We start from the raw sequence: 13,388 nt of genomic DNA on the forward strand, positions 1-13,388 counted from the left end.
ATTTATGGGGTAAAAAAAGTAAAATCTGTATCAAGTTTTATTAAGACGCATGCGGTAAAATCCGCTAAATCAAGGAGTGTTTTATGGACGCAAAAGCAACCACACTATTAAATTTTATTAAAGACAATAAAAAGAATCAATTGGTCATTCCCATTTATCAGAGGTTGTATAGTTGGGAAAAGGAACAATGCAAGCAGTTATGGGATGATATTATAAAAATTGGTGGAAATGATAAGATGGACGGGCATTTTATCGGTTCTATTTTGTATGTGCTAGATGGTAATACGCACTCTAACAATCCATTACTCATCATTGACGGCCAACAAAGGCTCACCACTATCACGCTTTTGCTTATCGCTTTAAGGAATCACTTAAGCGATGAAGTTAAAATTTTGGGAAAATTTTCGCGTAAAGAAATAGAGAGCTATCTTATTAACAACAATAAGGACGGCGATAAGAAATTCAGACTCATCCTCTCAGAGTCTGATAAAGACACCTTGCTGTCTTTGATTGATAAAAACAAAAGAAAACCGAGCGAGCCTTCATTAAAAATAGTGGAAAATCTTAAATTATTTGAAGAATGGATTCGTAAAAACACCGACAAACTAGAAACCATTTTTAAAGGATTAGAAAAACTCATGATAGTTTGGATTGCTTTAAAGAAAGAAAAAGATGATCCTCAACTTATTTTTGAGAGCATGAACTCAAAAGGTATCGAACTCACGCAAACAGATTTGATCAGAAACTATATCGTAATGGAAACAGAGATTGAAAAGCAAGAAGGCTTTTATAATCAATATTGGAGGGCTATGGAGGAGGATTTTAAACAAAATGAAAAATTATTTGATCGGTTTGTTAAGCATTACCTCACGATTAAAATAGGAAAGATTCCCAATGAGAAAAGAGTTTATAAAGCTTTCAAGGATTATCAGCAAAAAGAGGGGATAGAAATAGAGGATTTATTAAAAGATTTGCAAAAATATTGCGGGTATTTTTGCCAAATCGTGTTCAAAAAAGAAGCTGATAAAGAAGCTGATAAAGATTTAAAAAAGGCTTTAAGTTTTTTGGTGGATTTAGAGATGGATGTGATCTATCCGCTACTACTAGAGCTTTATAGCGATTATAGAGATGGGGTTTTATCCGATCAGGATTTTACCTCTATTATCTATTTAACAGAGAGCTATCTTTACAGAAGGGCGGTGTGCGGGCTTGGCACAAATAGTCTCAATAAAGTCTTTCCCTTTGTTACAAAAAAGATCAATAAAGATCAATATCTTGAAAGTATAAAAGTGCATTTTGGCTATCTGACAGAAAAACAAAGATTTCCAAACAATGACGAGTTTAAAGAGCATTTTATTACGATAGATTTTTATCATTTTCAAAAAAGGGAATACTTTCTTGAAAGGTTAGAAAATTTTGAAAGAAAAGAGCGAGTTTATGCCCATGAATACACTACTGAACACATCATGTCTCAAACACTCGAGGAAGAATGGGAAAGGGATTTGGGTGAAAATTTTCAAGCAATACACGATAAATACCTCCACACAATAGGGAATCTCACTCTAACCGGTTATAACAAGGAGTATAACAACAAGCCTTTCAAAGAAAAAAGAGATATGGAGAAGGGCTTCAAACAAAGCCCGTTGAGACTCAATCAGGGTTTGAGGGATTTAGAAGTTTTTGGCGAAGAACAGATTAAAAAAAGAGCTAATGATTTAGCGGATTGGGCTTTAAAGATTTGGACTTACCCCAAGCTAGATGCAGAAACATTAGAGAAATATAAACAGAAAGGCAAAAGAGAAAAAAAGGCTTATGATTTAAGCTCTTATAAGTTTGGTTCTCATTCAAGGGAATTGTTTGATATTTTAAGCAAAGAGATTAAAGCTCTTGATGAAAGGATAACCGAAAAATTTAATCAAGAGTATATCTCTTATATGTTTGACAAAAATTTTGTGGATATTGTTGTGCAAAACAAGGATTTAAAATTGTATTTAAATATGCCATTTAATGAACTGCAAGACGAAAAAAATCTGGCAAGGGATATGACTAATAAAGGTCATTTGGGGAATGGGGACATAGAAATCAAACTAGAAACAAAAGAAAATATCCCTTATTGTTTGGGGTTGATCAAACAAGTTTTAGAAAAACAGATGGGTAGTAGGAACAGGCAATAAAAACCCAACTTATTAAAATAAAGAGTATAATTACAAATTACCTAAAACTTAAAGGGGATATAATGAAGGTTCTATTACTAGAAGATGTGAAAAATTTAGGCAAAGCGGGTGAAGTGTGTGAGGTTAAAGATGGCTATGGGAATAACTTTCTAATCGCTAACAAAAAAGCCAAACTCGCCACTAACGAAGTGATCAACAAATACAAAGCCGAAGTTAAAAAGAAAGCGGAAAAAGAAGCCCTAGAAAAGGCACAAAAATTGCAAATGGTAGAAACCTTACAGACCATCACGCTGACTATCCATAAAAAAGTCGGTGCGAACGGCTCTTTATTTGGAGCGATCACTAAGGAAGAAATCACAGAGCGTTTGAAAGAACAGCATGCGAATTTAGATTTAGATAAAAAAGACATTGAACTCAAACACCCGATTAAAAGCACAGGGATCTATGAGATTGAAGTCAAGCTTGGATTTGGGGTTGTGGGCGTGTTTAAAATTGATGTGGTGACTGAGTAGAAAATGTTTGAAGCGACGACGATTCTAGGCTATAGAGGGGAGATGGGGGGCAAGAAGTTTGCGCTCATTGGAGGCGATGGGCAGGTAACTTTGGGTAGTTGTGTAGTCAAGACCAATGCGACAAAAATCAGAAGCTTGTATCACAACCAGGTTTTAAGCGGGTTTGCCGGGAGCACTGCGGACGCTTTTAGTTTGTTTGATATGTTTGAACGCATTTTAGAGAGCAAAAAAGGGGATTTGTTTAAAAGCGTGGTGGATTTCAGCAAAGAATGGCGCAAAGACAAGTATTTACGCCGACTAGAAGCGATGATGATCGTTTTAAACTTCGATCACATTTTTATTTTGAGCGGCACGGGCGATGTTTTAGAAGCCGAAGACAATAAGATCGCTGCTATTGGGAGTGGGGGGAATTTTGCTTTAAGCGCGGCTAGGGCTTTAGATAATTTCGCTCATTTAGAGCCTAGAAAACTTGTAGAAGAGTCCTTAAAAATCGCAGGGGATCTTTGCATTTACACCAACACGAATATTAAAATTTTGGAGCTTTAATGTCTAAATTGAATATGACCCCAAGAGAAATTGTCGCTTATTTGGATGAATACATCATTGGGCAAAAGGAAGCTAAAAAGTCTATCGCTATCGCTTTTAGGAATCGTTACAGGCGTTTGCAACTGGAAAAATCCTTACAAGAAGAAATCACGCCTAAAAACATTTTAATGATTGGTTCTACTGGCGTGGGTAAAACGGAAATCGCAAGACGAATAGCAAAAATCATGGAACTCCCCTTTGTGAAAGTGGAAGCGAGCAAATACACAGAAGTGGGTTTTGTGGGGCGCGATGTGGAGTCTATGGTGAGGGATTTAGTCAATAACAGCGTGCTTTTAGTGGAAAATGAGCATAAAGAAAAATTAAAAGACAAGATTGAAGAAGCGGTTATAGAAAAAATCGCTAAAAAACTCCTACCCCCCTTGCCTAATGGTGTGAGCGAAGAAAAAAAACAAGAATACGCTAACAGCCTTTTAAAAATGCAACAAAGAATCGCGCAAGGCGAGTTGGATAGCCGAGAAATTGAAATTGAAGTGCGTAAAAAAAGCATAGAGATTGATTCTAATGTGCCGCCTGAAATTTTAAGGGTTCAAGAAAACTTGATTAAGGTTTTCCATAAAGAACAGGATAAAGTCAAAAAAACTTTAAGCGTTAAAGAGGCTAAAGAAGCCCTAAAAGCAGAAATCAGCGACACGCTTTTAGACAGCGAAGCCATTAAAATGGAGGGTTTGAAGCGCGCGGAAAGTTCAGGGGTGATTTTTATTGATGAAATTGATAAGATCGCTGTAAGCTCTAAAGAAGGAGGCCGTCAAGATCCCAGTAAAGAGGGGGTTCAAAGGGATTTGTTGCCGATTGTAGAGGGGAGTGTGGTGAATACGAAGTATGGCTCTATTAAAACAGAGCATATTTTATTCATTGCAGCCGGGGCTTTTCATCTTTCTAAACCAAGCGATTTGATCCCTGAATTGCAGGGGCGTTTCCCTTTAAGGGTAGAGTTAGAGAATTTAACCGAAGAAATCATGTATATGATTTTAACCCAAACTAAAACCTCTATCATCAAGCAATACCAAGCCCTTTTAAAAGTGGAAGGCGTAGAAATTGCGTTTGAAGACGATGCGATCAAAGAGTTAGCCAAACTTTCTTATAACGCCAATCAAAAAAGCGAAGACATAGGCGCTAGAAGGTTGCACACCACCATTGAAAAAGTGCTAGAAGACATTAGTTTTGAAGCGGAGGATTATTCGGGGCAAAAGATTACTATCACTAAAGAATTGGTTCAATCAAAGCTAGAGGATTTAGTGGCTGATGAAAATTTAGTGAAGTATATTTTATAATGAAAACTAAGGCGGGCTTTGTAGCTCTTATAGGCAAACCAAACGCTGGAAAAAGCACTCTTTTAAACACTCTTTTAAACGCTCATTTGGCTCTCGTTTCGCATAAGGCTAATGCGACCAGAAAATTGATGAAATGCATCGTGCCTTTTAAAGATAAAGAAGGGTATGAGAGCCAAATCATTTTTTTAGACACACCAGGGCTCCATCATCAAGAAAAATTACTCAACCAGTGCATGCTCTCACAGGCTTTAAAAGCAATGGGCGATGCCGAATTATGCGTTTTTTTGGCTTCTGTGCATGATGATTTAAAAGGCTATGAAGAGTTTTTGAGTTTGTGCCAAAAACCCCATATCTTGGCTTTGAGTAAGATTGACACAGCCACGCATAAACAAGTTTTACAAAAATTACAAGAGTATCAAAAATACGCTTCGCAATTTTTAGCCCTAGTGCCTTTGAGCGCGAAAAAATCTCAAAATTTAAACACGCTTTTAGAATGTATCAGCAAGCATTTAAGCCCTAGCGCATGGCTTTTTGAAAAGGATTTGATGAGCGATGAAAAAATGCACGATATTTATAAGGAAATCATTAGGGAGACTTTGTTTGATTTTTTGAGCGATGAAATCCCTTATGAAAGCGATGTGATGATTGATAAATTTATAGAAGAAGAACGCATGGACAAGGTGTATGCGCGTATTATCGTAGAAAAAGAAAGCCAAAAAAAAATCGTGATAGGCAAAAACGGGGTGAATATCAAACGCATCGGGACTAGCGCGCGATTGAAAATGCAAGAAGTGGGCGAAAAAAAGGTTTTTTTAAACTTGCAAGTGATTGCTCAAAAATCATGGAGCAAGGAAGAAAAGAGCTTGCAAAAACTGGGTTATATCCATCAAAGGAATAGGGATTGAAAAAAATATTACCGGCTCTGTTAATGGGGTTTGTGGGATTGAATGCTGATGAGCGTTTGTTAGAAATCATGCACCTTTATCAAAAGCAAGGCTTGGAAGTGGTGGGTCAAAAGCTGGACTCTTATTTAGCGGATAAATCTTTTTGGGCAGAAGAGCTTCAAAATAAGGACACGGATTTTGGCTATTATCAAAACAAGCAGTTTTTATTTGTGGCGGATAAATCCAAGCCTAGTTTAGAGTTTTATGAAATAGACAACAACATGCTTAAAAAAATCAACAGCTCTAAAGCCCTTGTAGGCTCTAAAAAGGGCGATAAAACTTTAGAGGGCGATTTGGCCACGCCTATTGGAGTGTATCGCATCACGCAGAAATTAGAACGCTTGGATCAATATTATGGCGTTTTGGCTTTTGTAACGAATTACCCTAATTTGTATGATACCTTGAAAAAACGCACCGGGCATGGCATTTGGGTGCATGGAATGCCTTTAAATGGCGATCGGAATGAATTGAACACTAAGGGCTGTATTGCGATTGAAAACCCTATTCTAAGCTCTTATGACAAAGTGTTGAAAGGCGAAAAAGCGTTCCTTATCACTTATGAAGACAAGTTTTCTCCTAGCACTAAAGAGGAATTGAGCATGATTTTAAGCTCCCTTTTCCAATGGAAAGAAGCCTGGGCTAGGGGCGATTTTGAACGCTACATGCGTTTTTATAACCCCGATTTCACTCGCTATGACGGCATGAAATTCAACGCTTTTAAAGAGTATAAAAAAAGGGTGTTTGCAAAAAATGAAAAAAAGAATATCGCTTTTTCTTCTATTAGTGTGATCCCTTACCCCAACTCCCAGAACAAGCGCTTGTTTTATGTGGCGTTTGACCAAGATTACAAAGCCTACCAGCAAAACAAGCTCTCTTATAGCTCTCATTCTCAAAAAGAACTCTACATAGAGATTGAAAACGATCAAGTGTCTATTGTAATGGAAAAATAGGGCTTTGTTTTAATGAGAGCGATTGAAGCGGATTTTTCTAATCCTAAAAGCTTGATACAAGTTTGATTACAAACTACAGAGCTTCCATGGCTTTTTCATAGCCAAATTCTGCGGATTTTTGCAAGAATTTTTTAGCCCTACTTTTTTGTTTTCTAGTGCCAAGCCCTTCTTTATAAGCGATCCCAATTCTATAAAGGATTTCCCCCATTTGTTGTTTGAGTAAAATAATATTGCTTGAAATTTCAGCAATGTCTTCCCAAAGAAGTGTCTTATCTTTGATTTGAGTGGATTTCTTAACAAGTATTCCAAACTTCTTTCCAAATTTTATAGGATTCGCGCTCAAACCTGAAAGATCAATGAATCGCGATCCAATAAGCATGCTAGTGAATTCCGCAAGGTTTGGTAATCTAAAATTGTTAGCAAAATTTGTGCTTTTATTAGAAAATATGCGAACCACATGCCTGTAAGTCTTAAGTGCTTGTTTCAAATCCTTTTTCATCCCTAAGCCTTCTGCTTGCATGCGTCCTAAAATAAGAGCGCCCCCTAACAACCCGCTCCCATACCCTTTGATAGCGTTTTCTGCATAGAATTGCACTTTTTTGTAATCCACTTTCACGCCCTTTCCCTCCAAATACATTTTGGCTAAATAAACGCTGCCAAGCCCAATGCTGTATTCTTGCGCCTTTTTAAAATCTTTAAAGGCTTGCTCGTATTGGCCTTGATTAAAATGGTCTAAACCATTTTCAAAATAATATGTCTTATGATTTCGCGCAATTTCATCCCACTGATTTCGCGCCCTTTCATCCCAATCATCACTTATGCTAATATATTCATCAGCCATACAAAGCGAAAACGGCAACAATAAACCCAATAAAAGCAATAAAGGCTTTAAAAAAGAGAGGGTGGTGCGATAAAAATCTTTAAACATGTCAAGTCCTTTTACAATTTGAGCCATTCTTTAGCCTGTTTTATCATCTTTTTTTAAATTACAAACAACAGCATAATGGCAACATAGAGATGGTTTTATATTTTTTGCTATAATGGCATGAATTTGTTTCATAGTAACAAATTGAGAATATACCTTAATGGAGGTAACACTATGGCTGACACAATCAATACAACTGAAACAACCCATGAAACAAAGAAACCAAACGCTTTTGTAAATTTTTTCAAAAACAGTTTGACTGACAAGCGTTATGATGCATTAGGTCTCATTGGAGCAGGGGTTTTATGTTGTGTCTTGAGCGGTGCTATGGGGATTGTTGGGATAATCTTTGTCGCAATAGGAATCTTTTTGTCTTTTTCTAATATCAACTTAGTGAAATTAGTTGAAAAATTGTCCAAAAAACAACCTAAAGCGGCAACAACTGTCAATAACGAAACCCAAAAATCTCAAGCAACAAGCGTTACCAACGGACCAACTGAAGCTAAAGAGAATAAAGATTGAGGTAAAACAGCGATTTTGACTGAAGAAAGAATGAGAGAAAATTTCAAAAATTTAGGTGTTCTAGTGGTTTATTACTCACTGCATGACCCACACAAGCGACCTATAAATTCTTTTTTTAGATTTAAGAGTAGTTATTTGCAATATGAGTCTAGCTACGAGTTACAATGTGAGTAATAATTTTTCTAAGTTTAATATTAAGAGAGTCAGAGAATATTTGATTTGTCTTGTTTGTAACACACCTAAAATGATACAAAGAGAATTGAATGGTGTCTCATTTTATGGTTGCTCTAATTATGTAAATAAAGGCGACTGTAAGGGCGTTTTACGAGAAATAAATGGCTCAATGAAAATGGTCTGCTTGCATTGTGAAAACACGCCCATAATGGAAAAAGTAGAAAGTGGTAGGGGAGGAGCTTACGCTTGTAAGAATTGCAATAGGAAGTTTTACTTTATCGATCTTGCAAAACAAAACGAACGAAAAAAAGATTTAGAAAAAGAAAAAAAAGAATTGCTTAATAAGATTGAAAAGCAAAAAATCAAACGCCTTGAGCGTTTCATTTTGGCTGGTGTAAAAGCTAATATTAAAGAAAATTCTTTTTTCTTAGGATGTAAAAATTATCCTAAGTGCAAATGGACTGCTAGTATGGATTCACAAGATCCTAAATGTCCCAAATGCAATAGATTAATGAAAAGAAGAAAGAATTTCAAAAACAATGAATTTTTTACAGCTATATCACTTATCTTAAATGCAATGGAATTTTGTCTCTATATCAATCTGAAAAAAAAGGAAACTAATGTTTAGAAAACTAGCAATCTCTGTATCGCTCATAGGCTTACTAACCTCTAACACTCTTTATGCTAAAGAAATAAGTGAAGCCGATAAGGTCATTAAGGCCACTAAAGAAACTAAAGAGACCAAGAAAGAAGCTAAACGACTCAAAAAAGAAGCTAAACAACGCCAACAGATCCCTGATAATAAGAAGCCTCAATATGTCTCTGTTGATGACACAAAAACTCAAGCGCTCTTTGATATATATGACACTTTGAATGTGAATGACAAAAGCTTTGGGGATTGGTTTGGTAATAGCGCTTTGAAAGACAAAACCTATCTCTACGCTATGGATCTATTGGATTACAACAACTATCTATCCATAGAAAACCCCATTATCAAAACAAGAGCAATGGGAACCTATGCGGATCTCATCATCATCACAGGCTCACTAGAACAAGTCAATGGGTATTACAACATTCTAAAAGCACTCAACAAACGAAACGCTAAGTTTGTCTTAAAAATCAATGAAAACCTGCCTTACGCCCAAGCGACTTTTTTGAGAGTGCCAAAAAGAAGCGATCCCAATGCCCATACGCTTGATAAGGGAGCGTCAATTGATGAGAATAAGCTTTTTGAACAACAAAAACGCGCGTATTTCAACTACGCCAACGATGTGATCTGCAGACCCAATGATGAAGTGTGTTCGCCTCTAAGAGATGAAATGGTAGCTATGCCCACTAGCGATAGCGCTACTCAAAAACCTAATATCATTGCTCCTTATAGCTTGTATAGACTAAAAGAGACAAATAACGCCAATGAGGCTCAACCATCACCTTATGCCACTCAAACCGCTCCTGAAAACAGCAAAGAGAAGCTCATAGAAGAGCTAATCGCTAACTCCCAACTCATAGCCAATGAAGAAGAGAGGGAAAAGAAACTCTTAGCAGAAAAAGAAAAACAAGAGGCTGAATTGGCTAAATACAAGCTCAAAGACTTAGAAAATCAAAAGAAACTAAAAGCTTTAGAAGCAGAGTTGAAAAAGAAAAATGCTAAGAAACCTAGAGTAGTGGAAGTGCCTATTTCTCCTAGAACAAGTAATCCTGATGAAACAATGAGAGTTGTCAAGGAAAAAGAAAACTATAACGGATTGTTAGTGGATAAAGAAACCACGATCAAACGAAGCTATCAAGGGACTTTGATTAGTGAAAATTCTTACAGCAAAAAAACACCTCTCAACCCTAATGACTTGAGAAGCTTAGAAGAAGAAATTAAGAGCTACTATATTAAGTCTAATGGCTTGTGTTACGCTAATGGCATTAGTCTCTATGTCAAAATCAAAAATGATCCCTACAAAGAGGGAATGCTGTGTGGTTATGAGAGTGTTCAAAATCTGCTCTCACCACTAAAAGACAAGCTCAAATACGACAAGCAGAAGTTACAAAAAGCGTTACTGAAAGATTCAAAGTAAGTTAAAGTTTTGTTTGAGAAATGGATTGGTCTCTTTTTACTTCTTAATTCCTTAGCCTATCCATGCCAAAAGGTAGCCATTAGTTTCAAGCAGTATGAAAATCTTATCCAAATCCATCAAAAAGGCTGCGATAATGAAGTGGTGTGCAGAACGCTCATTTCTATCGCTTTATTAGAAAGCTCTCTAGGGTTGAACAACAAGCGTGAAATTTCCCTAAAAGACACTTCTTATTCCATGTTTCATATCACCTTAAACACCGCTAAAAAATTCTATCCTACCTATTCTAAAACGCTCCTCAAGTTCAAATTGCTCAATGATGTGGGTTTTGCGATCCAATTAGCCAAACAAATTTTGAAAGAAAATTTTGACTACTACAAACAAAAATATCCTAACAAAAGCGTGTATCAATTAGTAGAAATGGCAATAGGCGCTTACAATGGGGGAATGAAGCACAACCCTAATGGCGCTTATGTGAAGAAGTTTCGTTGCATTTATTCGCAAGTGCATTACAACGAATAAAGCATGCTAGAACTAACTTATTTTGAATCTTTATAATTCTTATAAGCAATCTTGGTGATATACTCCTACTATCTTACAAATTTATAATAATATTATTTGCATCATTATCTTTTAATCTTTTTAAAATATATTTTGATTCTTTTTGTTAAGATATTTTGTCTTTTTATTTTTTGGAATAGGCTTTTGCTTTCCTTATAAAGACATATAGCGTAAGAATTCTTCCAATTCATGCCATTTTCTCTGGGCATGGGTGCTGTAAAAATGGATTGATGAATTTTAATCTAGCGCATGCAGCAATCCAATAAGAGCGATGGCTGGCAAATCAAAGAACACACAAGCTTTTGATGAGTGAAAATTCCACTAAAGATATAGGAAAACTCAAACGCTTCATGCAAGACAAAGATTATTTTTTAGCAAAGAAGCGTTTGATCTGATTTTGAAGGATTTCCAGAACGAAACTAATGATTAGAAACTAAAATCACAGTTCGCTTGAACCCACAGGCACTAAAGATTTATCATAGCTCAATTCGCCTCTGGTTTTAGCGGCTTGCAAATCATCATAAAATGTTGCTTGATTAGGCACTTTCCCCAATTTGTATTTCTTGCTCAAGCTTGGACTCACCTTAATGAGCTCATCGGTGAAGAAGGGATCATCATAGTAAAGCGCCTTGTGGCATTTGATGGGTTTGAGCGTATTTTCTAAAATGATAAGCTCATCGCCCATAGTCATCAATTCATCAGGGGTCATCAAAAACCGCTCCTTGTTGCTGATAGAAGTGTTGGTCTTACCGGTATTATCATCAATGCTTCGGCTCACATCTTGTCTAGTGTATTTCCCTAACACCTTAGAAAGTTTTTCAAAATGTTCATAGTAGTTATCGTTGTTAATCCCATAATACATATTCAAAGAAAGGTTGTCTAAAATAGTCTTAGCGCCATTCCTACCATAACCAAGTGGGGGGTCATTCTCTAGTTGCGCCTTACTTTGAAACACAAAAGCAGGGCGCATGTTGTATTCTGCCATGATCCCTACCGCTTTAACAAAGGTCTCTAAATAGCCACAGAGCGTAAATTCATCCATGAGCATTAAACAACTTCTTTTGCATTGTGGATCATGGATTGGTAGAATAAGGTTGCTATAAATCATCACATTGAAAAACAGCTCTAATATCGGCCCAACAATAGTGCTTTCTTTAGGATTAGCGATCACGCCAATACTCACTTCATCAATCCTTAAACGCCTGAAATCAAAATCATTAGCGCTCGTGAAATTTCTGATCATGGCGTTATTGTAGGGGGCAAACGCTGAAGTATAGACCCCTTGAACAGAGCTGTAAGTTTCTTTAGCGCCGCCCATTGTCTTGAAATTATTCCACATGTTTCTAGTGGCAGGACTAAGCACTCTTATATTATCACCACTCTTATCTTCTTCACCTCCAAAAAATTCCATCAGAGACACGACTTTTTCCATGTTTGTGTCTTCATCAATCAAGTTGATACCGCTTGCCATAGAACCTATGAAAAACATCGTGGGGGTTTCAGGCATGATGATTTTTTTTCTTTTGACAAACTCAAGCCCCTTTTTAGTCCACATGAGATCCCTATAAATATTGCAATTGATGACAAAGAGATTTCGCGCTTGATTGCTAAAAAAAGGATCTTTTTCATTAGGTCTTTCAGGGAACACGAGCTTTGCCAATCCAAAGATTTGAGTGGAAAAATCCCCCCCACTAGCCACCATCCCATGACCTTTTAAGCGTGTGTCAATTTGAGAGAGTATGTCTTCAGTTAAAACCACATCATTACCAAAATCCACATAAGCGAAAGGATTGAATCGGTGTGTTTTTAAGGAGAAAGGTTCATAGATGAACACTTTTTGGTTGAAGCGTTTTTCCCTGATTTTTCCGCAAGTTTCCATAGTGTCAGCCTTAGGGTCAAACACAACGATATTTTGAGGGTAATTGATCATATTAGGCATGATGAAACCCACCCCCTTACCGCTCCTAGTAGGGGCAATGAGTCCAATAAACGCCTGTCCTGCGTAAGCGATAAAATCCCCCAAACCTCGCCTGCCTACAATCACCTCTCGTTTGTCAAAGGCGCGTTTTTTATTGTTTTGCGTGATGAGCTTGGCTTTGATCATTTTCTCTTCAGTTTCCCAACTCGCGCTACCAAAGAGATCATCAACTTTTTTATTCGCTCCTATATCTCTAGTCCGAGTTAAGTATTTTAAGAACCACACAAAAAAGGTAATGAAGATATAAGAGCATAAAATAGAACTATATACGACTAAGGATATATTGAACCCATAAATCTTGAGTGAACTAAAACAAAGCGCCTTAAAATAGTATGCAGGAAAATCTTGTATCGCATAGATCCATATATCAAAAAGATCATCATCACTCTCAGGCAATTTATTATCATCATAAAAATTACCTAAGAGGATCAAGAAAAATAATCCTGATGTGATAAAAGAATAGGATAGCAATAGTGTAGCTTGTAACCAAAAGCCAAAGGTTTTAACTCTTTCTTTCAGCCCCTCTATAATGATTTCTTTAAAGTTTTTTTTCTTTTGAGGTTGGTTAGCTTTATCTTTAAAAGCCTTTTTTTGAGCTTTTATGAATTTGTAGAGAAAAAATAACGCTATTAACCCTATGAAACTAAAAATAACAACTAACTTATAATCCTCTATGAAATATAAGGTGTTATACAACAAGTCTTCCAT

General features: G+C 36.5%; 13 protein-coding genes. 11 read left to right on the top strand and 2 right to left on the bottom strand.

Annotated features, from left to right (window positions below; genetic code table 11):
* Positions 1-83: 83 nt before the first annotated feature.
* The 6 genes from FIM44_RS02800 to csd6 all read left to right on the top strand — a co-directional run bounded on the left by FIM44_RS02800 (position 84) and on the right by csd6 (position 6,457).
* The gene (locus tag FIM44_RS02800; protein WP_140579009.1) at positions 84-2,174 is read left to right on the top strand and encodes a DUF262 and DUF1524 domain-containing protein; all 2,091 of its coding nucleotides are present in this window, start codon (positions 84-86) and stop codon (positions 2,172-2,174) included.
* Between the two features lie 62 nt (positions 2,175-2,236).
* Positions 2,237-2,686 (top strand): 50S ribosomal protein L9, encoded by a 450-nt coding sequence (gene rplI / locus FIM44_RS02805; RefSeq protein ID WP_180399048.1) that lies wholly within the window; start codon positions 2,237-2,239, stop codon positions 2,684-2,686.
* A 3-nt stretch (positions 2,687-2,689) separates the two neighbouring features.
* Positions 2,690-3,232 (top strand): ATP-dependent protease subunit HslV, encoded by a 543-nt coding sequence (gene hslV, locus FIM44_RS02810; protein ID WP_140579011.1) that lies wholly within the window; start codon positions 2,690-2,692, stop codon positions 3,230-3,232.
* Positions 3,232-4,563, top strand: a complete 1,332-nt coding sequence (gene hslU / locus FIM44_RS02815; protein ID WP_140579012.1) for an ATP-dependent protease ATPase subunit HslU — start codon at positions 3,232-3,234, stop codon at positions 4,561-4,563. The genes hslV and hslU overlap by 1 nt, the downstream gene beginning before the upstream one ends.
* Positions 4,563-5,468: a GTPase Era gene (gene era / locus FIM44_RS02820; RefSeq protein ID WP_194148683.1), complete on the top strand. Its 906-nt coding sequence runs from the start codon at positions 4,563-4,565 to the stop codon at positions 5,466-5,468. Before hslU ends, era begins: the two co-directional genes overlap by 1 nt.
* Complete coding sequence (csd6, locus tag FIM44_RS02825; protein WP_140579014.1) at positions 5,465-6,457, top strand: cell shape-determining L,D-carboxypeptidase Csd6; 993 nt, start codon at positions 5,465-5,467, stop codon at positions 6,455-6,457. The genes era and csd6 overlap by 4 nt, the downstream gene beginning before the upstream one ends.
* Positions 6,458-6,530: 73 nt before the next feature.
* On the opposite strand, the gene FIM44_RS02830 is transcribed toward csd6, so the two are convergent.
* Positions 6,531-7,385 carry an SEL1-like repeat protein gene (locus FIM44_RS02830; protein WP_140579015.1) on the bottom strand — a complete coding sequence of 285 codons (855 nt, stop codon included), beginning with the start codon at positions 7,383-7,385 and terminating at the stop codon, positions 6,531-6,533.
* A gap of 171 nt (positions 7,386-7,556) precedes the next feature.
* Between FIM44_RS02830 and FIM44_RS02835 the strand changes: the two genes are divergently transcribed.
* Genes FIM44_RS02835 through cag4 form a run of 5 tightly spaced genes read left to right on the top strand, consistent with a single transcriptional unit; the run spans position 7,557 to position 10,663 of the window.
* Positions 7,557-7,904, top strand: coding sequence for a cag pathogenicity island protein Cag1 (locus FIM44_RS02835; protein ID WP_000785788.1), 348 nt, complete (start codon positions 7,557-7,559; stop codon positions 7,902-7,904).
* A 15-nt stretch (positions 7,905-7,919) separates the two neighbouring features.
* Positions 7,920-8,078, top strand: a complete 159-nt coding sequence (locus FIM44_RS08805) for a cag pathogenicity island protein (protein WP_120892954.1) — start codon at positions 7,920-7,922, stop codon at positions 8,076-8,078.
* Entirely contained in the window at positions 8,047-8,706 is a 660-nt protein-coding gene (locus FIM44_RS02845; protein ID WP_120928220.1) for a topoisomerase DNA-binding C4 zinc finger domain-containing protein, read from the top strand. The genes FIM44_RS08805 and FIM44_RS02845 overlap by 32 nt, the downstream gene beginning before the upstream one ends.
* Positions 8,699-10,144, top strand: a complete 1,446-nt coding sequence (cag3, locus tag FIM44_RS02850; RefSeq protein WP_140579016.1) for a type IV secretion system outer membrane cap subunit Cag3 — start codon at positions 8,699-8,701, stop codon at positions 10,142-10,144. Before FIM44_RS02845 ends, cag3 begins: the two co-directional genes overlap by 8 nt.
* 9 nt (positions 10,145-10,153) lie before the next feature.
* Positions 10,154-10,663 carry a VirB1 family T4SS lytic transglycosylase Cag4 gene (gene cag4, locus FIM44_RS02855; RefSeq protein ID WP_140579017.1) on the top strand — a complete coding sequence of 170 codons (510 nt, stop codon included), beginning with the start codon at positions 10,154-10,156 and terminating at the stop codon, positions 10,661-10,663.
* A 478-nt stretch (positions 10,664-11,141) separates the two neighbouring features.
* On the opposite strand, the gene cag5 is transcribed toward cag4, so the two are convergent.
* Positions 11,142-13,388: a VirD4 family type IV secretion system ATPase Cag5 gene (gene cag5, locus FIM44_RS02860; protein WP_140579018.1), complete on the bottom strand. Its 2,247-nt coding sequence runs from the start codon at positions 13,386-13,388 to the stop codon at positions 11,142-11,144.

It is taken from the genome of Helicobacter pylori (assembly GCF_006440215.1).
GTDB lineage: Bacteria > Campylobacterota > Campylobacteria > Campylobacterales > Helicobacteraceae > Helicobacter > Helicobacter pylori_CS.

What these genes read in the sequence shown, in the direction of transcription:
- FIM44_RS02800 (WP_140579009.1), top strand. Translation starts at nt 84, where the DNA reads ATGGACGCAAAAGCAACCACACTATTAAATTTTATTAAAGACAATAAA.
- rplI (WP_180399048.1), top strand. Translation starts at nt 2,237, where the DNA reads ATGAAGGTTCTATTACTAGAAGATGTGAAAAATTTAGGCAAAGCGGGT.
- hslV (WP_140579011.1), top strand. Translation starts at nt 2,690, where the DNA reads ATGTTTGAAGCGACGACGATTCTAGGCTATAGAGGGGAGATGGGGGGC.
- hslU (WP_140579012.1), top strand. Translation starts at nt 3,232, where the DNA reads ATGTCTAAATTGAATATGACCCCAAGAGAAATTGTCGCTTATTTGGAT.
- era (WP_194148683.1), top strand. Translation starts at nt 4,563, where the DNA reads ATGAAAACTAAGGCGGGCTTTGTAGCTCTTATAGGCAAACCAAACGCT.
- FIM44_RS02830 (WP_140579015.1), bottom strand. Translation starts at nt 7,385, where the DNA reads ATGTTTAAAGATTTTTATCGCACCACCCTCTCTTTTTTAAAGCCTTTA.
- FIM44_RS02835 (WP_000785788.1), top strand. Translation starts at nt 7,557, where the DNA reads ATGGCTGACACAATCAATACAACTGAAACAACCCATGAAACAAAGAAA.
- FIM44_RS02845 (WP_120928220.1), top strand. Translation starts at nt 8,047, where the DNA reads ATGAGTCTAGCTACGAGTTACAATGTGAGTAATAATTTTTCTAAGTTT.
- cag3 (WP_140579016.1), top strand. Translation starts at nt 8,699, where the DNA reads ATGTTTAGAAAACTAGCAATCTCTGTATCGCTCATAGGCTTACTAACC.
- cag5 (WP_140579018.1), bottom strand. Translation starts at nt 13,388, where the DNA reads ATGGAAGACTTGTTGTATAACACCTTATATTTCATAGAGGATTATAAG.